A 22366-nucleotide genomic window follows, 5' to 3' on the forward strand; every position below is an offset into this window, starting at 1 on the left:
AGAAACAGCATGTTAAGGAACGCACATTTGCGGGAACTTAGATGGCTTCTGGCAGGGATGAAAAAAAAATAGTTAGGAATTTCGCAATTATTCGACATCACTGCCAACACATTGGATTGCTATTGGGCTTGCAGTGATCGGAAGGTAGTATGCGACCGAGAAATGAAATGGGCTGCGATAGTTGGAAGACCGGACCAAGCAAGCATTGACTGCGATGCGCAAAATATTGCGCACCACAGAACTCAACGGTAGGGCAGTGATGCGCGCGACTGGGCTTACCCCTTCCCAGTTGGTTTTCATGCAGTTGCTCGAGGAGACCAACGAGCAAACGGCAGGGTATGTCGCGGGACGAATGGGCATCACCCAGGCAACCACGACGGCGCTGATCCAGAAGCTCGAATCCCGGGGAATGATAAAGCGCCGCAAGGGCGAACAGGACCGGCGTCAAACTTGGCTTTCATTGACCGAAGCCGGACGCAGCTTGCTGGCTGCCTCACCAGATGGCGTGCAGGCTCGGTTTCAGAACGAGTTCAACAAGTTGGTCGATTGGGAGCAGGCCATGTTGACAGCCTCTTTGGAGCGCGTAGCCGCGATGATGGGAAATCAGGATCAGGATGTTGCGGCTGTGCTGGACGGAAAGCCCCTGATTGAGCTTGACTGACATGAGGCCGCAAGCAGCCACCCTAGGAGCACCATGCTTGACGTTGTTGATGAAGCGGCGCGGGCCCTAGAATTTCACCTCAATTCCATGCCCCTGTCACCGGAATTTGCGGCAGCAAGGGTATACGCGGCGCGGGTTTCTCGCCCAATGAGCACCCTTAACTTTCGTCATTGAAACAATTTGCCTACAAGTCATCAATGACCAGATTTTCCAAACAGCCTCGTAGGGTGCCGATGCTTCGGCGCTCGCGCGCAATGTGGGTTTCGCCGCGCCTTTGGCGCCCCCGTTTTGTCTTCTGGGAGGGAGCAATCGCAATTGGTCTAATTAGCGTTCTTTTCACCAAGATGGCCGATCAGGCGCAATTCCTGTTCCGGCAATTCCTCTCCGGTGACGGAAGATCTTGGATGCCGCTGTTCGTCACTCCAGTGGGCTTTGTTTGTTGCGCCTATGTTGGCTTCGCAATCCCAGCTTCTCAGTCCCTCCTCGAATGAACAACCTTCATAGCTTCGACACCTAGGCCGCTCGTTCATCCTTTCAGGAGCTTGTGGACTATGTGTCGCTTTGATTGGAATTTCATCAGACGGCTTGACCTTCGGTACCGGTTACGATCAAGCCCGTAGTGCAATCGAAGGTGTGCCGCTTCCGGTATTCTATTTCGCAGAAAAGCTACTTGCTGGTTTGCTTTCGATGTTGCCAGGAATTCCCGGTGGTATTTTTGCCCCTCTCTGTCCGTTGGCGCTGGACTGGGCAGCAGCCTCGGGCTGCTCCTGGGTGCCAACGTGGGATTGGCTGCATTACTTGGAATGGCTGGCTACTTCGCGGGCGTCGTGCAGGCGCCTATGACCGCATTCGTTATCATTCTTGAAATGACAGGCAACTACGACAACGTTATCCCGCTGATGTTGACCTCGATGCTTGGCTACGGGACGGCACGGCTGGTATCTCGGGAGCCCCTCTACCATGCCATGTCACGAATATTCGTGGCAGACGCCCTACGTCGCAGGCGCGCGGAAATGACGATGCTCGATGGTTGTAATTGCGGAACCGCCCGGGCTTGAGGCTCGGCCGTTTCTGTTACGCCGTAGGGCGCGGGTTGAGCAACCGGCGGAGACGCGGAGCCCCTATCGAGCGAAGCGTCGGAGCCGGTTGCGGCGAGGGTTCCGGCGAATGCCGCCGGGGTCTGGTATCCGAGGTAGGAATGCGGTCTCGCGGTGTTAAAGTCCTGCCTCCATTCGGCGATGGCGCCTATCTGGTCGGCGAGCAGTTTCTTCAGCTTCGCGTTGTCGTCTTCTAGGGCCTTCAGGCGCTTGGCGTCGGACACGTCCATGCCGCCATGCTATAGCGTCGCCTCGGAAACCCCGTGATTGCGGGCCAGATCGCCAGCCTTTGCACCCGCCTCTTGCTTGCGCAGAACCGCGATGACCTAATCTTCCGTGAACCGTCCTTAAATCGACGCCGGACTCTAACTCCAGGTGAAGGAAAAACTCGGTGGCAGGTCAAGTGATGTTCCACATCAGCGAGCGCACCAGACAGATTCCTGCTGCATAGAGCGGCGGGTAGAGGGTTCGGGCACCGAGGTAGAGCGCGCTACTGTCGTGGGCATTCGCAAGGTGCGCCAGCACCACTGCCGCGACGAAGAGGGGGAAGGTCTCGGCTAGATTGGCGGAAGCGCGAGAGAGACGACCAACAACGCCTGTGAGCGGCGACTGCGGCGCTTCTCGCGCGCTCGCGGCCCAGCGGTGGCTTTCGCCATCCGAATTTCTCCTCGCGTCTAACGTGGCTAGTTACCTAGCCTTGTTTACCTCTAGACTTTGGTGGAAACTTAAGGCGCGAAAGCGTTGGGGGGAAGGATCAATTGGCAACGGTTGTTTGGGTTTGCCTGATATCCGCAGCGCTTATTATCGCCACTAGCGTTCTGCATTTCGAGGTTTTCGCAACAGTTGCCGGGCTCCACCGACAATATCGTCTGTCCAAGCGAGTCGAAATTGTCGCGCTTCTGCTCCTGACGTTTCTCAGTCATGTTGTGAGCATCGGTGGTTATGCAATCGTTTTTGCCCGGCTCCACCATCATCCGGAGTTCGGGCAGCTTGCAGGGCAACTGAGCGAAAGCCCCATAGATTTCTTCTATTTCTCGCTCGCCTGTTATACGACACTCGGTTTTGGCGATGTCTACGCTACGGGCGACTTGCGGATCATAGCTGGACTGGAGGGCCTCAATGGACTCGTCCTTATTGCTTGGTCTGCTTCACTAACGTTCCTTGCCGTTCGGCCCAACTGGGACGACAATGAGCCGTAGCGGAGTGTTTCGCTGAGTTCTCGACTGAAGGTTGCCATGGCGCTGCTCGCGCAGGCGGCTAGAGCCATCGCGTAACAACGGTGCTCAAAGCCCGTGAAAAAGCCAATGACGCTTCAGTGTGAGCGAACTCAAAAATTCCACACACAAGGTGTTAGTCCATCAGCCGAACGGGCAATTTTTCTAGGGTCCGAATACCTAGACGCTTACGCCAATGGAGGTGCTCGGTTCCATCGAGCCGAATGTCGGGAAACCGACTGATAATGCGCTCGATCGCAATTGCAGCCTCTGCCCGAGCGAGTTGAAAGCCGAGGCAAAAGTGCACCCCAGTTCCGAACGAAAGGTGGGCGTTCGGATGACGCGAAATGTCGAAGCGATGGGCGTCCTCAAACTTTAGGGGATCACAGTTGGCGGCAGCTAGAAAGCTCGCGAACATATCGCCGCGACGATATCGGCTTTCTTGCCAAAAGATGTCTTGGACAGCGAAACGTGGCTTTGTCATTTGCACTGGCGATACATATCGCAAACACTCTTCCACGCACATAGGCATGAGGTTCGGATCGGCTTTCAATCGTCGCAGTTGGTCCTCATGAGAAAGCAGAGCAAAAAGCCCTCCCGCAATCAGATGTGTTGTGGTTTCTTGCCCAGCTCCGAAAAGCAAGAAGATCATGGAGACGAGTTCGTCTTCGCTTAGCGTTTGGCCGTCCGATTCCGCATCGCGCAGCGCAGCGATGAGTCCGTCAGCTAGTACGCCGCCTCCTGGTCGCGAAGTTCGGCGAAGGTACCTCACGACCCGGATGACCCCAGGAATTGCCCGGATTACCGCTCCGATGTTGGCGGTGTCCTTCAACCCTCCCAACCAGGATTTGAACCGATCATGGTCCTTTTCCGGCAATCCGAGCATTGCACAAATCACCGACAACGGCAGGTCACGGCAAAAATCTTCCATAAGGTCGGCCTGGTGTTTTCCTTCCAATCCGTCGAGTAGCCGATCGGCAATGGCCGATATCATCGGTCTAATGCTCTGGATGGTGCGGCGCTGAAACGCATGATCCACTAGACTGCGCAGTCGGCGATGTTCAGGGTCGTCGTGCCCAAGCATATTCAGAGCCAGTAGCCCTATCGTTCTGGGCAAATATTTCAGTACGCGTTCTTGGGTCCGGCTGCCGGCATTGCCGGGATCGCGCGCGAAGTTCTCGTGATCCTTAAGCAGCGCCGAGCATGCGTCGTGCGTTACCGCCAAATAAGTCCGGCCGACGATAGGCAGTTTCATGGGAACAACCGGACCGAACTCTCGCATTCGGTCCAGTGTGGGAAATGGATTCGCGTGGAATGTCGGCGAGACGATGTCAAAACTGACCGATCCGAACCTATTGTCTTGCGCCAACGGTCGTCTCCTCGGTCTGCCGCCTTAACCCTACCGATATTCTTCAACCGAGACTTAATACTCCCGTTCCAACAATCAAGTCGATGCCACGATCGCGCAACTCAATGTCACGATCGTTAGCGCCAGCCTTGCCGCGCCATTTCAGAAAGCGGGTTTTGAAACATTTGTATCGGATGCGCTTGCCGTAGCGTGGTGAAGAATGGTCGACCAAGGGCGACCATGTGTGCCCACTGAGAAGACGTTGTCGGTGGAGCCGTCGTCGCCCCGCCGTTGAGTGATCGAGGTCTATGCCCTGGTGGCACATAAGTTGCTGCTGCACATAGTTCGACTTTCGACGATTCTAAGGGGTGTTTAAGGCCGCCGATCGGAGCGGCAGCCTTGAGAGGGGCTAGTGGAGGGATGGCCTCGCAGCGAATGAGCCTACAAAGGGCTCGCCGGCTACACGTCACACGTCGTCACAGCAGACTGCCAGAAGCCCTGTGGGGCCTGGCTGCAAACTTCATGCGCCTGCGTTCACGGAACGCAACCAGCGCTGACCGGGTCAAAGAATAGAAAACCACGGCAACGAGAACACCAAGCGGAATGCCGCCAACGGTCATGGGTTTTATCAACGGCTCCCAAAGCTGAACGATGTCAAGTTGGGTCATGACTTGCCCAAGCTGCAGCGGAACCAAGTTGCCGGGATTTTGGCCGTAGAGGATGTACCGCCCAAGTCCCAGCGTTGCGGCCCAAATGAAAGGAAATGTAATTGGATTACCGATCGCGGTGCCCAAAGCGGAAGCTACAATATTTCCCCGTAACAGGAATGCGGCTATGGCAGCGATGAGGAAGTGAAAACCTACAAAGGGTAGGAACGAAGCAAACACTCCAGCCGCAACCCCAGCAGCGACCGCGTGAGGTGCGGCTGTGAGACGGAGAACTCGTTTTGTGAAATATCGCGCGGAACGCAAGAACGATCGGCGCGGCCAGAGGAATCCTCTGATCCTATCGCCCAGGCGCGCCTGCGTTCTTCGCTTGAAAAGCATATACCGCCTTTTCCGTGTGCCACTCCAATCGGCGATTACGCTCTGTTCATTATCATGCAGGCTTTCAGGCGAACATAATCTGTGCAGCTTCTCCGCATTCAAATGCGCGTCAACGGCATGCCGGGCGCGCTCCCTCATGGAAAAACGTGAAGGTGAGCAGTTGCAAGCTCCGCGTGACCACCCTGGTTAGTTGCGCCAATAGGTTGGAGTGAACACCACTAAGACAACGAGAATTTCCAGCCTTCCGAGGAGCATGGCTGCCGACAGAATCCACTTGGATGCGGTCGGCAACGACGCAAAGTTGCCCGCCGGACCGATAATGTCGCCCATGCCTGGGCCGACATTGGTCAGGGCAGTCAGAGAGCCCGTGATCGCGGTAACAAGATCAAGCCCGGTAGCGCCGAGCAGGATGACGACGATCCCCCAAATCATAAAAAAGGCCGAGATGAACAGCACGACGGCCCGCTGCATCTCGGCGTCGACGACACGGTCGCCATAGCGGATGGTAATGACGGCACTTGGATAAACCAACCTCCGTAAGCCATTGACCGTCATTTCGTAGAGAACAAGGAATCGATATGCCTTGATACCGCCCGCTGTCGATCCGGAGCAGCCACCAAGAAAGGTCGCTACGAAAAAGCAGGCCACGGCAAATGGACCCCATGCGGAATAGTCGCTGGAGGCGTAACCCGTTGTAGTGATCACGGATACGAAATTAAAAGCGGAGTGCGTCAAAGCTTCGAAGAAAGGCCTTTGAGAACCTCTGCTCAGATAGACTGCGACGGCGACGGCAAAAACGAGACAGTATCCGGCAAACACTCGAATCTGGGGGTCACGAAGTGCATCGTAACGCCCACGAATAGCAAATAGTATCAGAATCGAAAACGGCAGCCCGCCGATGAACATGAAGATTGTAGCGATCCACAGTATGTGCGGAGAGCTTGCGAACTGGCCAAACGATGCGTCGTAGGTCGACATCCCGCCAGTCGACATGGTTGTCATAGCGTGGTTCAGCGCATCGAAACCCGTCATCCCTGCCAGCAGGTACGAGAGTCCACAAGCCAGCGTCAACATTGAGTAAATAGCTATCAGGCTGACAGCGAACGTTGCGAAACGTTCGAAGGGCCTGTCTTCGATGTCGGAGGACTCGATCTTGAAATAGGCGACGCCGCCGACCTTTAGGAAAGGCAATAGGAAGAGACCCAGTGCTATCACGCCCAGACCGCCCATCCATTGCAAGATTGACCGCCACAGCAGCACGCCTGGCGGCCTGTGGTCGAGGCCAGTAATGACAGTCGAGCCAGTTGTGGTTATAGCGGAGACTGACTCAAAAAAGCGTCGGCGAAGCTCAGCTGAAGCGACGAAATGAACAACGGCAGGGCTCCAGCCACCGCCATAGTAAGCCATAACAAATTGACCAGCAGGAAACCAAAACGGGTGGAGGCTGGTGGAACGTTGCCATGTGTCGCCAACGCGACTGCTAACGCGGCACCTCCAGTGATGACGGCTGACCAAACAAATACCTGCCAGTCCTCGTGGTTGTAATACAAGTCCACGGCCGCAGGCAGTAACATTGCCGCCGCCAGGTAAATGGCAAACACGGCTGACACATAGATTGCGGCGCGGCCAGATTCTCTATTCACACGTCAAGCCCAGCGATTTTGACAAATAGTCGTAGCATCGGCTGGCCAAATGAACAACAACTCGGTGGCAACCCATCGCCAACCGGGTGTTCTTGTCTGCTCCGACAAATTCGTCATCTAAAAGAATCCATAGTCTGGTGTCTCGATCAACTGTGGAGTGCTTTAGAAGGCATTTTTGCGGAGGCGAAGCGCACCACCGCCCAGCCGACTGCCCCAGAGAAAAGCGAGCCGAGAAGCACGCCAACCTTGGTCTCCGTCTGTAGCGTTTCCGACTCTGGGTATGCCAGGAAGCCAATGAAAAGACTCATGGTGAAACCGATGCCGCACAGTACGGCCACCCCATAGAGATGCAACCATGAAGCATGCCGAGGTAGCTCCGCAACGCCAGCTTTGATGGCAAGCCAGGCGAAAGTGAATATCCCGACCTGCTTTCCCAAAAACAGGCCGAGCGCTGACCCCAGCGGTACCGGATTCAATACAGAGGATAGAGAAAGTTCAGAAAATGACACACCAGCGTTCGCAAACCCGAACATCGGAACGACAAGATATGCGACCCAAGGGCCCAATGCATGATGCAGCCGAAAGAGGGGGGTGCTAGGACTGTCGCTTGAAGAAATCCCCATGGGGATTGTGAGCGCAACGGCAATACCCGCAACTGTTGCGTGGACGCCGGAATTCAGCACGAAGGACCACAAAACAGCGCCAAGTATGAGATAGGGGGCCAGGTACTTCACCCCAGTCCTGTTAAGTGCGACGAGCGCAGTAAACGTTGAGACCGCCATTCCCAGGTTCCACAGCGACAACTCCGAAGTGTAAAAGAGCGCGATGATCAATACCGCGCCGAGATCATCAAGAATCGCCACAGCGGTTAGAAATACCTTCAGCCCAATCGGAACGCGTCGACCAAGCAGCGAGATTACGGCTAACGCAAATGCAATGTCGGTCGCCGATGGGATGGCCCAACCACGTAGATTGACACCTTGCCCCCAATTGATAGCCACGAAAATTGCCGCAGGCATAATCATCCCGCCCACGGCAGCAATTCCGGGCAGAGCTCGGCGCTGCCACGTAGCTAGTTGTCCAACAAGCAGCTCACGTTTGATATCCAGCCCCATCAACAGGAAGAACACCGCCATCAGGCCATCGTTAACCCAGTGAAGGATCGATAGCCCAAGAACATCACTGTGCAGTAGGTCTGAAAAAAATTGCGCTGCGGGTAAGTTGGCGAACGCCAATGCCAGTGCTGTGACTAACATTAGAATGAGCCCGCCAGCAGCTTCAGTCTCTAAGGGAAGCGATCCATCGCGAAACCATTTTCCATTCAGCATCGTACGCGCCAGTTCATGAAGGGCTCAAAAGTCTAGCATCCAATTCCGCTCCAGATTGGTGCCTGAGCGAACTTCAAATCTGAATGCGCAACCTTCGCTCATCACGCCGATTGAGAGTGGGGAGCGACGAATGAGTGCGCGTAACGGTCGAGTCAATGTTGGAGATCGACCTAGCCCCAACCCTGTGGTCGCCGGCGACTGCGGGGGCTGCTTCTTCTGCGCGCACAGCCTCTCAATGTCGAGGCTGTTTCGGTGGCGGGCGGCTCGCCTGATGCTGGCGCTTGTCGACCAGCGTCGAAAATAGACGCCCCTGGCATTAAGGATAACGTTGCGGTGCCAGTATCGCGTCGAGCTTGGTGCGCGATGGACCATGAACCTTGATAAGGGCGACGGCCTGTCCCAGCGACAAACGATATTTGTGAGCCAAGGCGTGGGCACTGTAGTCACCCTCAGGCTCTTTCAACAGATCCTCTATGTCGAGTTGGTGCTCAGCATGATTGATCATGGCAACCTCCTATAGGCGACATAGAGGAACGTTCGACCGTGCCAAAACGATCCCGAAGTGGGGATTGCTACGTTGGAGTTCAATCCTGGGGCTGCACCATGAGATGAAAGTGAGTTCGCTATCCGGCAAACAGCCTGACGGCGCCGCCCCACCACTCCAAAGCCAATCAGTGCCATGACGCATATCGGGTAAATCACGAAATCTGCGATATCCCCGCCGGGCAGAGTTCTGTGCGCGAGCAGGACGACCAAGCCTGCAACCAGGCAGCAATATCCTGGCTTCCCGATGGATGCATGCTGTGACCTTTAGACGCCCTTCGAATTCGCCCCAAAGTGGCCGTGGGGCTTGGGTTCTGGGTCACGTCCTTTCGAAGCCTCTGCCTCACTGCGACAACGCGCGAGCCAGCGTGCGGCGGGGTTGTTGCTGTCTTCGATCCCCAGCGTGTCGTCGACGAACCGTTCGGCTGCTGCGAACGCCCATTCTTCGTCGGTAGGCAGCTGCCATGTTTCGCCGGTGCGATCCGATAGCCAGTTTGCGTAGGCAGTCGCGTCTCGGAAACTCACTCCGGTAACGGGCAATGGCGATTGCGAGATGTGACTTGCCGGTACCTGTCCCACCGACCAGGACGACATCGCGCTGATCGGCGACGAACGCGCCGGCGGCGAGGTCGCGGATCAGGGGTTCGTTGACCGGCGTGTCGGCGAAGTCGAAGTCCTCGATGTCCTTGGCCAAGGGCAACTTGGCGACGATGAGCTGGTATTTGCTGGAGCGGGCCTGCTTCTCCGATATCTCTGCCTGCAACAGATCCCCGACGATCCTGAACGGTTTGAGCTGACGCTTAATGGCGACGCCCATGATCTCGTCATAGGCCGAGCGCATCCCGCAGAGCTTCAGCGTTCCCATCAGGTCCAGTACTTCGGCGCGTTCCATGGCTGTTTGTCCTCCTGAGACTGTCATGGCGAGCGCAGTCGGCGATCGGCTCGTGAGCCAGCTTCAACGCTTGGGGAATCGCGCCCGGCGCCGGATCACGGCTGCGGGCCAGAATGTTGAAGATCACCGCCGCCGATAAGCGCAGTGGAGGAAGCCGTGGCGTTGGCACTTGCACGGTTTGGTGCCAAACCCGCTTTGCGCCCGCCGAGTGATCCAGCCGGTCTGTGGTGCCGTATCAAGCTTCGAGTTCAATTTTTCGAGAAGGTTGGAGGCATGCGATGTACGGCGGGAAATTTGGCCTGCCAGGCTTGGCAATGACACTTCTGCTTGGCTTGGCACCTGCGGCCGCAGGTGACTTTACACTGGAAGGCTATTTTGCCGGAAAAACATCAGCCGTCGGCAGCTTCAGCGCTATCAACGGCGTCAAGCGCAAGTTCACCGTCGACCTAATGGGTAAGTGGAACGGCAAGACTCTGACGCTGGTGGAGGACTTCGCCTATGACAATGGCGAGCGCGACCGAAAGACCTGGCGCTTCGAAAAGGTCGCCAGGGACAAGTATCGCGGCACACGCGAGGACGTGATCGGGGAAACGCTGGTGACGATCAGCGGCAATACCGCACGCTTCAGCTACGTTGCGGATCTCGATGCCAGCAACAAGAGCAACCGAGTGCGCTTTTACGACACTATGAGGCTGCAGGACGATGGCACAGTGCTCAACAAGGCACTTGTGACGAAGTTTGGTCTGCCCGTAGCGCTGACACGGGTGGAGTTTCATCGCCGCTGACCGTGCGGGTTCCAGGCCTGTCAGCTTACGCCCTGCCGGGCACTGTCAAGAAATAGGGAGTGGGTCTTGTCAAATCAGACACCAACAGCCGTCGCATGGGGTCTGCTGGCCACGCTGAGCCTGGCTGCTGGGGCAGCGTCTGCCGAGGAACTGGATGGGCCCAAGATCAAGAAGCTGATCGCGGGGGAGACTGTGCGACTGGACACGCCGTTCGGCATTGCCTTGCCTTTGCGCTATCGCACAGATGGCGTTGTCGTGGGAGATGTTTCGGGAATTTCGGCGGCAAGCATGTTCGCGCCAAAGGAGGAAGGCCGCTGGTGGATCGAGCGCAACTCTCTCTGCCAAAAATGGCCAAGCTGGTACAAGGGACGCCAGTTCTGCTTCAAGATCACGTCGCTCGGTGAGCGCAGGATTTCCTGGGTCCGTGACGATGGGGCCAAGGGCACCGCACGCATAGGCGACTAGATGGCCAATGCAGAAAGCCGCGTGTCGGGGCAGGCCGTGAAGCTGTTGTGCTATGCATTGCCGGCCATTCCGCTGGCAGCAGTGGCACTGCCTCTCTACGTCATCGTGCCGACTTTCTATGCGCAGAATCTCGGGGTGCCCATCGCTGCCGTCGGAACGGTTCTGCTGCTCATTCGGCTGCTTGATGCAGCATGCGATCCGCTGATCGGCTGGCTCTGCGACCAAGTATTCATCAAATCCGGGCGCAGGCGGACATTCTTTCTGATGTCCGTACCGTTGACGGCCCTGGCCGCATTCATGGTCTTCTGGCCGCCGTCGGGCGCTGGTGTTGGCTATCTCGCCTTTTGGAGCACCCTGCTTTCGGTCGGTTATACCGGAACGCTGTTGCCCTATACGGCCTGGGGTGCGGAACTGTCCACGGACTATCGCGGACGTTCGGTGGTTTCAGCTTTTCGCGAAGGGGCGACGCTGGTCGGAACGCTTATCGCAGTCGTGCTGCCCTTCGCGGTTGGCCTCGACAACATAGACGGCCTCCACGGCTTGGCCGCCGTCGCCGTCTTGACGATCTTGCTCCTGCCTTCTGCCGCCGTGCTTGCCGTCAAGACCGTGCCGGAGCCGGCCAATCGTTCGACGAGGAAGCTGAGCTTGGCGGTCAGCCTGCACTTCGTTGTGCGCAACAGGCCGTTCGTCCGGCTCATTGCCGCGTTCCTTCTTAACGGCTTTGCCAACGCAATCCCGGCGACGCTGTTTCTCTATTTCGTCTCCGAACGGCTCGGCGCTGCCGAACTGCGCGGCCCGCTGCTCTTCCTCTATTTCCTGTGTGGGATGCTCGGTGTACCTTTGGCCGTCTGGCTTGCAGCAAAAGCATGCAAGCACCGTACGTGGTGTGGGGCGATGACCGTCGCCTGCGCGGTGTTTGCCTTCGCCGGTTTCCTTGGAGTTGGCGACATCGTGCCTTTCGCCATCATCTGCGCGGCGACCGGGTTGCTTCTGGGCTTCGATCTCGCCTTGCCGCCAGCCATACAGGCCGATGTCATCGACTACGACACGGCCAGTTCGGGCGAGCAGCGTTCGGGGCTCTATTTTGCCGCCTGGGGGCTGGCCACCAAGCTATCGCTTGCGCTCGGCGTCGGCTTGGTATTCCCCATTCTTGCCTGGTCGGGTTTTGACGCTACAGGTGGCCAAGCCATGCCGGAGACAGCCCTCGCTACGCTGTCTGCACTCTATGCCTGGCTCCCCATTCTGCCCAAGGCCGCAGCCATTGCCGTGATGTGGAATTTTCCCCTCGGCGAAGATGCGCAACGATCTTTGCGAGCCCGCATCGACAGCACGGGGCGAGCACATCAAGGCTCATAGTGAAGAACCAAGTGCGCCTGCGATAGTCGTGCGCTTCTCGTCTTCACCTGCCGATGGAAAGGAACCTTGATGTCGAAAGTTTTCTCGCTCATGTCTTTCATGCTGGGCGTCGTTCTCATCGGTATGTTCATCGGCTACTCCTCTATACCGGGCGAATGGTACGCGAGCTTGAACAAGCCGTCGTTCACCCCGCCAAACTGGGTCTTTGCCCCGGTGTGGACGGTGCTCTATATCGTCATAGCGATTATCGGCTGGCGGTGCTGGGTTCGCGATCGAAACAGCAACGCGATGAAGTTGTGGTTCGTTCAGATAGCGCTGAATTTCCTGTGGTCGCCCGTGTTCTTCGGGGCGCAGCAGCCGGGTTTGGCCTTGGTCGTCGTGGTCGCAGCATTGGTGGCCGTGCTGGCCTTCATCGCGGTCGCCTGGAACAAAGACAGGCTGGGGGCAGTTCTGTTTCTGCCTTATGCGGCATGGACCGCATTTGCCACCACTCTAACTGCGGGCGTGGTGACGATGAACTGATTGTTGCCGGCCTAAACAGAACAGGGTGTCGCCGGTCGTGCCGCACGTGCCTTGCTGCGTGCGCGGCAGGGAACGATCAGCCGGCCTTCGCTAGCATCCAGGCAGTGAAGAAATATCCGCAAGTTGCTGCGGTTGCGGTGAGCGCAACGCCCCAAATCATGTCGACGACGCTGACGGAGACCGACCAGTTCTTCAGCGTAGCCAGGTTGGTCATGTCGTAGGTGCCGTAGGCGACGAGCCCGAGCAGCGCGCCATTGACCAGCGCCGTCGCCCAGCTCGCGCCATTCACCGCCGGCGTCACCGCGAGGTGCACGATGCCAGCGACATAGACGAGATAGAAAAGGCCAGCGACGCCAAGATTGGGCTGATCGAGAAGCAGTATGCCGATCCGGCTGCGATAGAAATTGGTCGATATGGTCGACAGCCAGACGAAGTCCAGGCTGAAGAAGACCACGGCAGTGGCAGCATAGGCGATGGCGTAAATTGCGATCATTGGCGCTCTCAGGGCGAGGGCGCCCGGTCAGATTCCCAGGAACGGCTGGATCGCGCGAACGATCCAGCTACGGAACTTCAGCGGCGCGTCCGTTACCGCAAGGCAAATGCAGTCGGTGCCCGGCGTGGCCACGGGCTGATGCGTCAGGCTGGCGTCGGCATCCTCTATATCGCCGCGTGCGAACACTTCGCCGCCATCGGCGAAGCTGCCATTGAGCACCAGTGTGAGCTCGCGCCCGCCATGGCTGTGCTCCGGCACTGGCTTGCCGGCTGGGATGCGCAGCAGCCGCACCATGGTCTCGCGATCCCGGGTCCTAATCGGGATATGGTAGGCCCCGCGCCCGAGCGGACGCCATTTGAGAGTATCAAAGTCACCGCCAACATAGGAGCGCAACGGCTCAGGCAAACCGCCGCTGTAGCCGGCGGGTGGCGTTTCGGGGGTTCCGCCTGCTGCAATCTTCGGCGCCTGCTGCAGGCGTGCGCGCACGCTGGCCCATGAGTGATCGACAGAGGCATTGTCGGAGATGTTCTCGAGCAGGTCGCCACCAATGCTTTCGGCCACCGACAGGCTGCGCCGGCATGATGGGCAAAGGGCAAGGTGCGTGGCGACCGCAATGCTCCAGCCTTCAGCGAGGCTGCCGGCGGCATAGCTGACGAGCAGGTCGTCGCTTAGATGGTGACGAATAGTCACGATACGTCTCCAAAGTGAGCGAGCGCGGTGCGCAGTTTTTCGAAGGCCAGGCGCATGCGCGACTTGACCGTTCCCAAAGGGAGATTCAGGCGCGTCGCGATCGCGCTGTGCGACTGGTCTTCGAAGAAGGACAATTTCAGAAGTGCCGCCTGTTCCTCCGGCAGCGCCGCGATTGCCTCGTGCAATTGCTCGGACACCTCGCGTGCGTCGAGCTCAGCATCGGCCAGGGCAGCGTCGTCAGGCACGAAAGCAGGATCGTTGGGGTCGAAGTCCGGCCGCTTCTCGCGCCGGAACGCATCGATGCGCAGATTGCGTGCAATGGTGAAGATCCAGGTGGAAACCGCGCCCTTCGACGGATCGAACCTGTCGGCCTTGTTCCATACCGCGATCATTGTTTCCTGCATCAGCTCCTCGGCAAGCTGGCCGTCGCCGCCCAAGCGTGCCATATAGGCTTTGACGCGTGGCGCGAAGTGGCGAAACAGCGCCTCATAAGCGTCGAGGTCGCGCCGCGCACCGACCGCGCACAAAAGTGCGACCATGTCGGGTGTCCGGTCGGCATCAGTCTTGCGGCGCATACTCAAACTTCCCAACTCGCAATGCCGCGGCGCGGAGCGCCAATGCCCCACCATAGAGCGTTTCTGCCACGCCGGCGCGCTTATGGGAACGAACGTATCCATGCCGCAGATACGTCGCCTTTCACCCGTCGGATCACCGATGCACGAAATTTCGTCTCCTACCGATCCGGCGCGACCTGCGCTGCGTATCAACAAACAAGTACGCAGCAGGATCGGAAAGGCAGAAAGCGGGAATGCACACCAACAAAGAGTTGCCTGATCATGCCCGCCGCGTGGCGGTCGTTGGATCGGGGATTGCGGGCCTTTCTGCTGCCTGGCTTCTCAGTCGCAGGCTCAGCGTCACACTCTATGAAAGTGAGAAACGCCTGGGCGGTCATTCAAACACGGTCATGGTTCCGACGAGCCACGGAAGTCTGCCCGTCGATACTGGCTTTATCGTCTACAACGAGCGCAACTATCCCAACCTCGTTGCCTTGTTCAACGAAATCGGGGTGCCGACTGCTAGCTCCAACATGTCCTTCGCGGCCTCGCTTGAGGGCGGCAAGCTCGAATATTCCGGCTCCGGCATCAATGGCCTGATCGGCCAGCGCGGCAATGTCGTGCGGCCACGCTTCTGGCGGATGATGCGTGACATCTTGCGCTTCTACCGCGAGGCGCCTGCTCTGCTGCTTCGAGGAGACCTACACAGCGTCAGCCTCGGCGAATATCTCGACCGCAACGATTATGCGCCGGCCTTCATCGAGGACCATCTATTGCCGATGGGGGCGGCGATCTGGTCGACAACGGCGCGCGAGATGCGCGCCTATCCGCTGCTTGCCTTTGTCAGGTTCTTTGCCAGCCATGGCCTGCTCAGCCTGGCCGATCGGCCGAAGTGGCGAACTGTTCTTGGCGGCAGCCGCGAATATGTCCATCGGCTGAGCGCGAGCTTTATCGAGGGCGCCCGGCTCGGCGTCGGGGTCCGCAGCATCTCGCGGGAAAGCGGCCGTGTCGTCGTCACCGACATGGCAGGAAATGCCGATACCTTCACCGATGTCGTCATTGCCACCCATGCCGACCAGGCGCTCGGCCTGCTGGCCGATGCCGACCATGAGGAGCGCGACCTTCTTGGCGCCTTCCGCTACACCGAAAATCTGGCAGTGCTGCATTGCGACGAAAGCCTGATGCCAAAGCGCCGGCGTGTCTGGTCGAGCTGGAACTATATCGGCGAAAGCAGAACCGAAAACGCCCAACCGTTGTGCGTGACCTATTGGATGAACCGTCTGCAAAACCTCGACATGCGCCATCAGCTGTTCGTGACGCTCAATCCTACCCGAGAGGCTGCACCGTCGCAGGTCATCGGACGTTATCATTATACCCATCCGCTGTTTGACCAGCGCGCGCTCGACGCCCAGCAGCAGCTCTGGCGCCTGCAGGGCAGGCGCAACACCTGGTTTTGCGGCGCCTATTTCGGCTTCGGCTTCCACGAGGACGGATTGCAGGCTGGGTTGGCCGCGGCCGAGAGCGTTACCGATGTGCGGCGGCCCTGGCACGTGCGTAACGAATCCGGGCGCATTGCGCTCCAACCCCAACTGGAGGCTGCGGAATGAGTGGCCAGTCGGCACTGTTCCTGGGCGAGGTGATGCACATGCGCGTCCGGCCGCGCCGGCACAGGCTGCATTACCGCGTCTTTTCGCTGCTACTCGATTTCGACGAACTGCACGCCACGAGTGTCGCGTCCCGTCTGTTCGGCTACAACCGGCGGGCCATGCTGAGCTTCTGGGACGCCGATCACGGCGACGGCAGCGCCGGCGGCCTGCGCATCTGGATCGAAGCGCGATTGCGTGAAGCTGGCAGGCTGGAGGAGGGCATGAGCATCCGGGTGCTCTGCTATCCCCGCATCTTAGGTTACGTCTTCAATCCGCTAACAGTCTACTTCTGCTACGCCTCGGGCGGTGCGCTTAGGGCCATCCTCTACGAGGTCTGCAATACCTTCGGCGAGCGCCACACCTATGTAATTCCGGTCGAGGACGGCACGACGGGGCCTGTGCGACAGGGGTGCGCCAAGGAACTCTACGTCTCGCCCTTCACGCCGATGTCGTGCTTCTACCGGTTCCACATCGAGCCGCCGGGCAACAACGTGCTCGTGCGCATCGATGAATCTGACGCGGAGGGCCTGCTTCTGGTCGCCTCGTTTTCAGGCCAGCGCGAGCCGCTGTCGGATCGCGCGCTTCTGCGTGCGCTATTCCACTACCCGCTGATGACGATAAAGGTGACCGTGGGCATTCACTGGGAGGCGCTGCGCATCTGGTGGAAGGGCATTCCCGTGCACAGCCATCGTGCCGCAGCCAGCAGGGTGGCCACGACCATCGTGGCGGGCAAGATTTCAGGACACCAGCATTCATGACCAATGTCGCAGGAAAGTCGCTCTCCGCGAGGAGGCTTCGCCGGCCGCTATGGGCGAGATTTCTCTGCCGCTGGGCCGACAGAATCGTCGCGGGCCATCTCACCATCCGCTTTGCCGACGGTAGCACGCACCACGCCCAAGGGACACTACCGGGCCCCCCGGCAAGTCTCAACGTGGGGTCGGGCAGGCTGGTGTGGAAGCTGGCCAGCTCCGGCAGCCTAGGCCTAGCTCGCGCATATGTCGATGGCGACTGGGACACGCCCGACCTCGGCGCGTTGATGCAACTGGGTCTTGCAAATGAAGCCCCGCTCGGTTCTATCCTCGATACATCGGGGCCAGCCAGGCTGGTTGCTTTCCTGCGGCATCGGCTTTGCGCCAACACGCGCACTGGCAGCCGGCGCAACATCGCCTTCCACTACGATTTGGGCAATGACTTTTACCGGCACTGGCTCGACGAGACGATGACCTATTCGTCGGCGTTGTTCCTGAGCGACGATCAATCCCTGGCCGATGCGCAGCGGGCCAAATACGCCCGTATCGTCGCAGCGCTCGATCTTGGCCCGGATGATCATGTGCTGGAGATAGGCTGCGGCTGGGGTGGCTTTGCCAAATATGCCGCGGGCGCGACGGGCTGTCGGGTGACCGGGCTCACGCTTTCGCGTGAGCAGGCCGAGTTCGCAAGGGAAAGCCTTACGCAGGCCGGTCTTGCAGACAAAGTCGAAATCCGGCTTCAGGACTACCGCGACTGCGCCGGGCGGTTCGATAAGATCGTTTCCATCGAAATGTTCGAAGCTGTCGGAGAGGAAAACTGGCCCACCTATTTCGACGCGCTCCGGTCGCTCCTCAAGCCCGGCGGGTACGCCATGGTCCAGGCCATCACCATTGCCGACGAGCACTTTGCCCACTATCGCCGCAACGCCGACTTCATCCAGACCTACATCTTTCCGGGCGGCATGCTGCCATCGCCCACGGCCTTCAACGCCGTCGCATCCGAGCGGGGGATGTCGGTGGTTGACGTGAAATTCTTTGGGGCCGACTACGATAGGACGCTGCTTGCCTGGGACAGGGCGTTCGTCGCCGCCTGGCATCACATCGAGCCGCTCGGCTTTGACGCCCGCTTCAGGCGGATGTGGCGTTACTATCTGCGCTATTGTGCCACAGGCTTCCGTAGCGGGAGGATCGACGTCGGCCAGTTCCTGCTGGCGAGAGATTGATCGGGTGGCGGTCAGTCGCGAACCATGCGCCGCGTCACGGCAAAGCGCAGCCGGGCCGGCAATACCGCCAGAAACTTCAGCGACAGCACCATCTTCCATGGAAAGGCAATTTCGAAGTGCCGCGATTTCAACCCGGCCATGATGTGATCGACTGCCGCATCGGTCGAAATCAGGAAGGGCATCGGAAAGTCGTTCTTCTGCGTCAGCGGCGTGTCGACGAAACCCGGGTTGATGAGGCTCAGGCGAACGTTGTGTGCCGCGAGTTCGGGGTAGAGCGCTTCGCACATGTTCATGAGCGCGGCCTTTGAAGCGCCATAAGCGGCGGCACCGGGCAGGCCGACATAGCCGGCGACCGAGGACACCACGGCAATGTGTCCCGCCCTGCGCATCAGCAGGCGCGGCATCACAGCAGCAAGGCAATGGACGGAGCCCATCAGGTTGACCTCGACGGTGCTTCGAAAGGCGGCGGAGTCGAATTGCGCGGCGGAGTCGCGGGCATAGCTGCCGGCATTCAGCACAGCCAGGTCGAGCGGCCCAAGGTGATCCTCGATGCTGACAACGGTGGCAAGCACGGCTTCCGCGTCCGTGACGTCGAGCGGAAACGGATGGATACGATCAGACGCTTCAGCGGCCAGAGTAGCGAGGTCCCGCACCGTCCGCGCGCTGACCGCAACGTTCCAGCCCTCCTGGGCGAGTCGTAGCGCCAGAGAACGTCCGATGCCGGACCCGGCGCCAGTGACCCATGCCGACCTGCCGGTTCTCGTCGTAGCCTCCACACGCTTGTCGATATTCATGTTGCCGTTCATGGCGGTTCCCGTGCAAGATCCAGTTTTCACTTCTGTTACGTGCCCAGCAGGCAGTTGGTTCAATGGGCACCCCATGAAACTGCCGGGATGGTTTATCCGACTTGAGTGGTGGTGATCCAACGTCCTCGCGGATACAGGCAGCAATTGCCATGACAGCGACACCTGGTCGCGCTTCTCGCCGGCCGTCGATCCCCGATTCAGCGATCGCGGCGAGGACGTCGTCGCCACGCTCGAACGGGTATGCCGGGGGCACGGATATCCGCAATCGATCCGCGTCGACCAGGGCTCCGAGTTCGTGTCGCGCGACCATCTCCCGCCCGGGAAAGCCGACCGACAACTCGTTCATCGAGTCGTTCAACGGTAAGTTCCGGGCGGAATGCCTGAATGCCCACTGGTTCCTGACGTTTGACGACGCCCGCCGGAAGATGGAGCATTGGCGTCGAGACCACAACGAGGTTCGTCCTCACAGCGCCTTCGGCAACAAGCCGCCGATATCGCTCATGAACGGCTCCGGCGCGTCCCATCTGCCGTGAGCCAAAATCCTCCAGCCGGGCGGTCCAAATCGGGGTGCACTTCACGCACGGGAAATCGGCAACGTTCTGGCGGCGAAGATCGAGGACGCATGCCTCACGAACAGACTTGCGCTTCTTCTCGCCCTAGCTGCCTGGCGAAGCCGTGATGTTCTTGGAGCTATCGTTGTGCAGTTGCTGAAACAGCGGGCGGAAGTTTAGCCCCTCGGGGCTTGTCAGATCGCGAGTGGCTGTCACTGGAACTTTTCCCAGAACTCTAGCCTCATCGATCCAGCCTTCCGCGTTCGATCCGATGCCAAGTCTGAAGCCGTGCCGCAGGTCATTGGTCTTTGCGTCTTCCCAGACGCTCTGCAACCAGCGCCGGGATCTCCCTTAAGGCGAAAGCGCGGAAGGCAGCGGCTATGGGGGAGGGGGGGACATCGCGCCGTTCGACCAGCCCGACCTGTCGGCTCGCCGACGTGTCGGCAAGTTCCAGCACCGCCACGCCGTCATGGGCGCCATGCATGGTGAGCGAGGGCAGGATGGTGAGCCCGAGGCCCGCTTTCACCAACGCGATGAGTGAGGTGACGTTGTAGACTGTGATGAGTGACTGCGCAGACAGACGTTTGTGTTCCTCGGCTTCGATCCTGTCGGACGCACCGTTGCGGATCAGTGTAGCGCCGCTCAAGTCACTCCATTCGATAGGACGTTCTAGGCGGCAGAGGTCGTGGTCTTCCCTGCAGAGCAGTTGGAACCTGTCACTGAACAGCGAGCTGAACTCCACCCCGCCTCCGGCGCGGCTGTCGCCGGCAATTCCAATGTCGGCGACGCCGCTTTCCACCATCCGCCGCACCTGCGCGCTGTCGATGTCGAACAGCTCGACCTGGACCTGTGGCCGGGTTTCGAGGAACCGCTGCAGGATCGGCGGCAACACGTTCGCAGCGACCGAAGGCACCGTGGCGATCGACAGGCTACCGATGCGGCTGTGCGCGAAGGCGCGCATGATGCTGACCGACTTGTCGAAACTGCGAATCTGCTCGCGACCGAGATCAAGCATCAGGTTGCCAAGTGCAGTCAGGCTGTTCTTGCGGTCGGTCTGGAACAGTGGCCCCCCGATTTCATCTTCCAGCTGCTTCAGGGTCATCGAAACGGCGGAGGCCGTGCGACCGACCGCATCGGCGGCATCCTTGATGTTCCCGCTCTCGGCGACCGTCACAAAGACCCGCAATGCTTCCAGTTTGATCATGTCACCAACTTCAATTCTTCTGAAATTGGTAACAGAAATATCTGCTTGATTGAAGCCGTCCGGTAGCTGATTTTTCGTCCGAACAATGGAGACGAACATGGCAAAACGCTACGCCAATCTGGTCGGCGGTCGTTGGCGGCTGGGCGAACGCTTCCACGAAAACCGCAGCCCGTCCGATGTCACCGACCTCATCGGTCTTTATGCGCAGGCCGATGCGGCCGATGTGGACGAAGCCGTTGCCGCCGGCCTGGCGGGCGTTCCGGCCTGGCGGGCGATCGGGCTCGAACAGCGCCAGGCGATGCTCAACAGGATCGGCATGGAACTGATAGAACGCTCGGCCGAACTCGGCGAACTGCTTTCGCGCGAAGAGGGCAAGCCGCTCGCCGAGGGCCGTGGTGAGGTTTTCCGCGCCGGGCAATTCTTCACTTATTATGCGGCCGAGGTGATGCGCCAGCTTGGCGAGAATGCTGACTCGGTGCGGCCCGGTGTTGAGATCGACGTCCGCCGCGAGCCGATGGGGCTGGTTGCCGTAATCTCACCCTGGAATTTCCCGACCGCGACGGCCAGCTGGAAGATTGCCCCGGCGCTCGCCTATGGCAACGCCGTGATCTGGAAGCCGGCCAATGAAACTCCAGCCTCGGCCTGGGCCCTTGCCGACATCATCCATCGTGCCGGCCTGCCGGACGGTGCGTTCCAGCTGCTGATGGGACCGGGTGCGGTCGTTGGCAATGGGCTTGCCGGGCACCGCGGCGTCGACGCCATCACCTTCACCGGATCCTACGATGTCGGCTGCCAAGTCGCTGTCGCCGCGGCCGCGAACCTGACGAAGTTCCAGCTTGAACTCGGCTCCAAGAACGCCCTGCTGGTAATGGACGATGCCGAGCTCGATCTGGCCGTGATGGCCGCCATTGGCGGCGGCTACTCCGGCACCGGTCAGAAATGTACCGCTTCTTCGCGCCTTGTCGTACACGAGAAGATCCACGACGCCTTCGTCGAAAAACTGGCCGCAGCGGTTGGCGGGTTGAAGGTTGGACATGCACTGGCAGCGGACACCCAGCTTGGCCCGGTTGTCAGCGAACGCCAGCTTGCTGCGAATCTCGCTTGGATGGACCGCGCTCGCGCGTGTGGCGCGGAAGTGGCGGTTGGTGGCGATCGCATCGAACTTGCACATGACGGATTCTACATGGCGCCAGCGCTGCTGACTGGCACCACCAATGCGATGGACTTCAACCGCGAGGAAATGTTCGCACCCATTACCGCGGTGCAGAAGGTGGGTTCCTACGAGGAGGGGCTTTCCCTCGTCAACGATACGCGTTTCGGCCTCGTTGCCGGCATCTTCACGCGCTCGCTCGCCCGCGCCACCCATTTTAGGCGACATGCAGAAACGGGCTGCGTCACCGTCAATCTGCCGACGGCGGGAACCGACTATCATGTGCCTTTTGGCGGGCGGAAGGACTCGAGTTTCGGCTCGCGCGAGCAGGGCCGTTCGGCGGCCGAGTTCTACACCCAGGTCAAGACCGCCTATGTCAGGGCGGGGGAGCCGGAGTAAG

General features: G+C 59.3%; 20 protein-coding genes and 8 pseudogenes. 12 read left to right on the forward strand and 16 right to left on the reverse strand.

Going from position 1 to position 22366, the window contains the following annotated elements; all coding sequences use genetic code 11:
• The first annotated feature begins 181 nt into the window (after positions 1-181).
• Entirely contained in the window at positions 182-661 is a 480-nt protein-coding gene (locus IHE39_RS17820) for a MarR family winged helix-turn-helix transcriptional regulator (protein WP_192567424.1), read from the forward strand.
• Between the two features lie 528 nt (positions 662-1189).
• Positions 1190-1719, forward strand: a pseudogene (locus tag IHE39_RS31245) (chloride channel protein); the annotation flags it as partial.
• Positions 1720-1721: 2 nt separating this feature from the next.
• On the opposite strand, the pseudogene IHE39_RS31250 reads toward IHE39_RS31245, so the two are convergent.
• The 3 pseudogenes from IHE39_RS31250 to IHE39_RS31145 form a co-directional block, all read right to left on the reverse strand.
• Positions 1722-1904: pseudogene (locus IHE39_RS31250) on the reverse strand (integrase core domain-containing protein); the annotation flags it as partial.
• A 9-nt stretch (positions 1905-1913) separates the two neighbouring features.
• A pseudogene (locus IHE39_RS31255) lies at positions 1914-2081 on the reverse strand (transposase); the annotation flags it as partial.
• A 76-nt stretch (positions 2082-2157) separates the two neighbouring features.
• A pseudogene (locus tag IHE39_RS31145) lies at positions 2158-2418 on the reverse strand (MAPEG family protein); the annotation flags it as partial.
• 98 nt (positions 2419-2516) lie between these two features.
• On the opposite strand from IHE39_RS31145, the gene IHE39_RS17840 reads away from it, so the two are divergent.
• On the forward strand, positions 2517-2957 hold the full coding sequence (locus tag IHE39_RS17840) for a potassium channel family protein (RefSeq protein ID WP_192567426.1): 441 nt from the start codon (positions 2517-2519) through the stop codon (positions 2955-2957).
• Between the two features lie 151 nt (positions 2958-3108).
• Here IHE39_RS17840 and IHE39_RS17845 read toward each other — a convergent pair whose 3' ends face one another.
• The 8 genes and pseudogenes from IHE39_RS17845 to IHE39_RS30715 form a co-directional block, all read right to left on the reverse strand.
• Positions 3109-4341 (reverse strand): cytochrome P450, encoded by a 1233-nt coding sequence (locus IHE39_RS17845; protein WP_246485535.1) that lies wholly within the window; start codon positions 4339-4341, stop codon positions 3109-3111.
• A 455-nt stretch (positions 4342-4796) separates the two neighbouring features.
• The gene (locus IHE39_RS17850) at positions 4797-5504 is read right to left on the reverse strand and encodes a DUF2062 domain-containing protein (RefSeq protein WP_343070101.1); all 708 of its coding nucleotides are present in this window, start codon (positions 5502-5504) and stop codon (positions 4797-4799) included.
• Positions 5505-5552: 48 nt separating this feature from the next.
• A pseudogene (locus IHE39_RS17855) lies at positions 5553-7009 on the reverse strand (TrkH family potassium uptake protein).
• Between the two features lie 146 nt (positions 7010-7155).
• Positions 7156-8337, reverse strand: coding sequence for a Na+/H+ antiporter NhaA (nhaA, locus tag IHE39_RS17860; protein WP_192567428.1), 1182 nt, complete (start codon positions 8335-8337; stop codon positions 7156-7158).
• Positions 8338-8653: 316 nt separating this feature from the next.
• Positions 8654-8842, reverse strand: coding sequence for a hypothetical protein (locus IHE39_RS17865; protein ID WP_192567429.1), 189 nt, complete (start codon positions 8840-8842; stop codon positions 8654-8656).
• Between the two features lie 305 nt (positions 8843-9147).
• Positions 9148-9474, reverse strand: coding sequence for an SUMF1/EgtB/PvdO family nonheme iron enzyme (locus IHE39_RS17870; protein ID WP_192567524.1), 327 nt, complete (start codon positions 9472-9474; stop codon positions 9148-9150).
• A pseudogene (locus IHE39_RS17875) lies at positions 9413-9772 on the reverse strand (ATP-binding protein); the annotation flags it as partial. The pseudogene IHE39_RS17875 and the gene IHE39_RS17870, both read right to left, overlap by 62 nt.
• Positions 9705-9908 (reverse strand): annotated as a pseudogene (locus IHE39_RS30715) (IS21 family transposase); the annotation flags it as partial. The pseudogenes IHE39_RS17875 and IHE39_RS30715, both read right to left, overlap by 68 nt.
• Before the next feature lie 178 nt (positions 9909-10086).
• Between IHE39_RS30715 and IHE39_RS17880 the strand changes: the two are divergent.
• From IHE39_RS17880 to IHE39_RS17895, 4 genes are all read left to right on the forward strand, one after another.
• Complete coding sequence (locus IHE39_RS17880) at positions 10087-10557, forward strand: DUF3833 family protein (RefSeq protein ID WP_192567430.1); 471 nt, start codon at positions 10087-10089, stop codon at positions 10555-10557.
• A gap of 66 nt (positions 10558-10623) precedes the next feature.
• A complete protein-coding gene (locus IHE39_RS17885) occupies positions 10624-11022 on the forward strand; it encodes a hypothetical protein (protein WP_246485536.1) in 399 nt (132 codons plus the stop codon).
• The gene (locus IHE39_RS17890; RefSeq protein WP_192567431.1) at positions 11023-12378 is read left to right on the forward strand and encodes an MFS transporter; all 1356 of its coding nucleotides are present in this window, start codon (positions 11023-11025) and stop codon (positions 12376-12378) included.
• Between the two features lie 69 nt (positions 12379-12447).
• Positions 12448-12900 carry a TspO/MBR family protein gene (locus IHE39_RS17895; RefSeq protein ID WP_192567432.1) on the forward strand — a complete coding sequence of 151 codons (453 nt, stop codon included), beginning with the start codon at positions 12448-12450 and terminating at the stop codon, positions 12898-12900.
• Positions 12901-12976: 76 nt separating this feature from the next.
• On the opposite strand, the gene IHE39_RS17900 is transcribed toward IHE39_RS17895, so the two are convergent.
• From IHE39_RS17900 to IHE39_RS17910, 3 genes are read right to left on the reverse strand one after another with little or no spacing between them, the layout of a single operon-like run.
• Entirely contained in the window at positions 12977-13393 is a 417-nt protein-coding gene (locus IHE39_RS17900) for a DUF2177 family protein (protein ID WP_192567433.1), read from the reverse strand.
• A gap of 27 nt (positions 13394-13420) precedes the next feature.
• Positions 13421-14083 carry a ChrR family anti-sigma-E factor gene (locus tag IHE39_RS17905; RefSeq protein ID WP_184771684.1) on the reverse strand — a complete coding sequence of 221 codons (663 nt, stop codon included), beginning with the start codon at positions 14081-14083 and terminating at the stop codon, positions 13421-13423.
• Complete coding sequence (locus IHE39_RS17910; protein WP_184771780.1) at positions 14080-14658, reverse strand: sigma-70 family RNA polymerase sigma factor; 579 nt, start codon at positions 14656-14658, stop codon at positions 14080-14082. The genes IHE39_RS17905 and IHE39_RS17910 overlap by 4 nt, the downstream gene beginning before the upstream one ends.
• A 233-nt stretch (positions 14659-14891) precedes the next feature.
• On the opposite strand from IHE39_RS17910, the gene IHE39_RS17915 reads away from it, so the two are divergent.
• The 3 genes from IHE39_RS17915 to IHE39_RS17925 are packed head-to-tail and all read left to right on the forward strand — an operon-like array spanning position 14892 to position 18255.
• Positions 14892-16244 (forward strand): NAD(P)/FAD-dependent oxidoreductase, encoded by a 1353-nt coding sequence (locus IHE39_RS17915; RefSeq protein ID WP_192567434.1) that lies wholly within the window; start codon positions 14892-14894, stop codon positions 16242-16244.
• A complete protein-coding gene (locus IHE39_RS17920) occupies positions 16241-17041 on the forward strand; it encodes a DUF1365 domain-containing protein (RefSeq protein ID WP_192567435.1) in 801 nt (266 codons plus the stop codon). The genes IHE39_RS17915 and IHE39_RS17920 overlap by 4 nt, the downstream gene beginning before the upstream one ends.
• Entirely contained in the window at positions 17038-18255 is a 1218-nt protein-coding gene (locus IHE39_RS17925) for an SAM-dependent methyltransferase (protein ID WP_184771678.1), read from the forward strand. Before IHE39_RS17920 ends, IHE39_RS17925 begins: the two co-directional genes overlap by 4 nt.
• Before the next feature lie 11 nt (positions 18256-18266).
• Here IHE39_RS17925 and IHE39_RS17930 read toward each other — a convergent pair whose 3' ends face one another.
• Positions 18267-19136, reverse strand: a complete 870-nt coding sequence (locus IHE39_RS17930; RefSeq protein WP_343070106.1) for an SDR family NAD(P)-dependent oxidoreductase — start codon at positions 19134-19136, stop codon at positions 18267-18269.
• 82 nt (positions 19137-19218) lie between these two features.
• Here IHE39_RS17930 and IHE39_RS17935 point away from each other — a divergent pair.
• A pseudogene (locus IHE39_RS17935) lies at positions 19219-19594 on the forward strand (integrase core domain-containing protein); the annotation flags it as partial.
• Between the two features lie 316 nt (positions 19595-19910).
• Here the strand turns inward: IHE39_RS17935 and IHE39_RS17940 are convergent.
• Positions 19911-20915: a LysR family transcriptional regulator gene (locus tag IHE39_RS17940; protein WP_184771676.1), complete on the reverse strand. Its 1005-nt coding sequence runs from the start codon at positions 20913-20915 to the stop codon at positions 19911-19913.
• On the opposite strand from IHE39_RS17940, the gene IHE39_RS17945 reads away from it, so the two are divergent.
• Positions 20914-22365 carry an aldehyde dehydrogenase family protein gene (locus IHE39_RS17945; RefSeq protein ID WP_184771674.1) on the forward strand — a complete coding sequence of 484 codons (1452 nt, stop codon included), beginning with the start codon at positions 20914-20916 and terminating at the stop codon, positions 22363-22365. The two genes, IHE39_RS17940 and IHE39_RS17945, sit on opposite strands and share 2 nt — an antisense overlap.
• Position 22366 lies beyond the last annotated feature (1 nt).

This window comes from Aminobacter carboxidus (assembly GCF_014863355.1).
GTDB classification, from domain to species: Bacteria; Pseudomonadota; Alphaproteobacteria; order Rhizobiales; family Rhizobiaceae; genus Aminobacter; species Aminobacter carboxidus.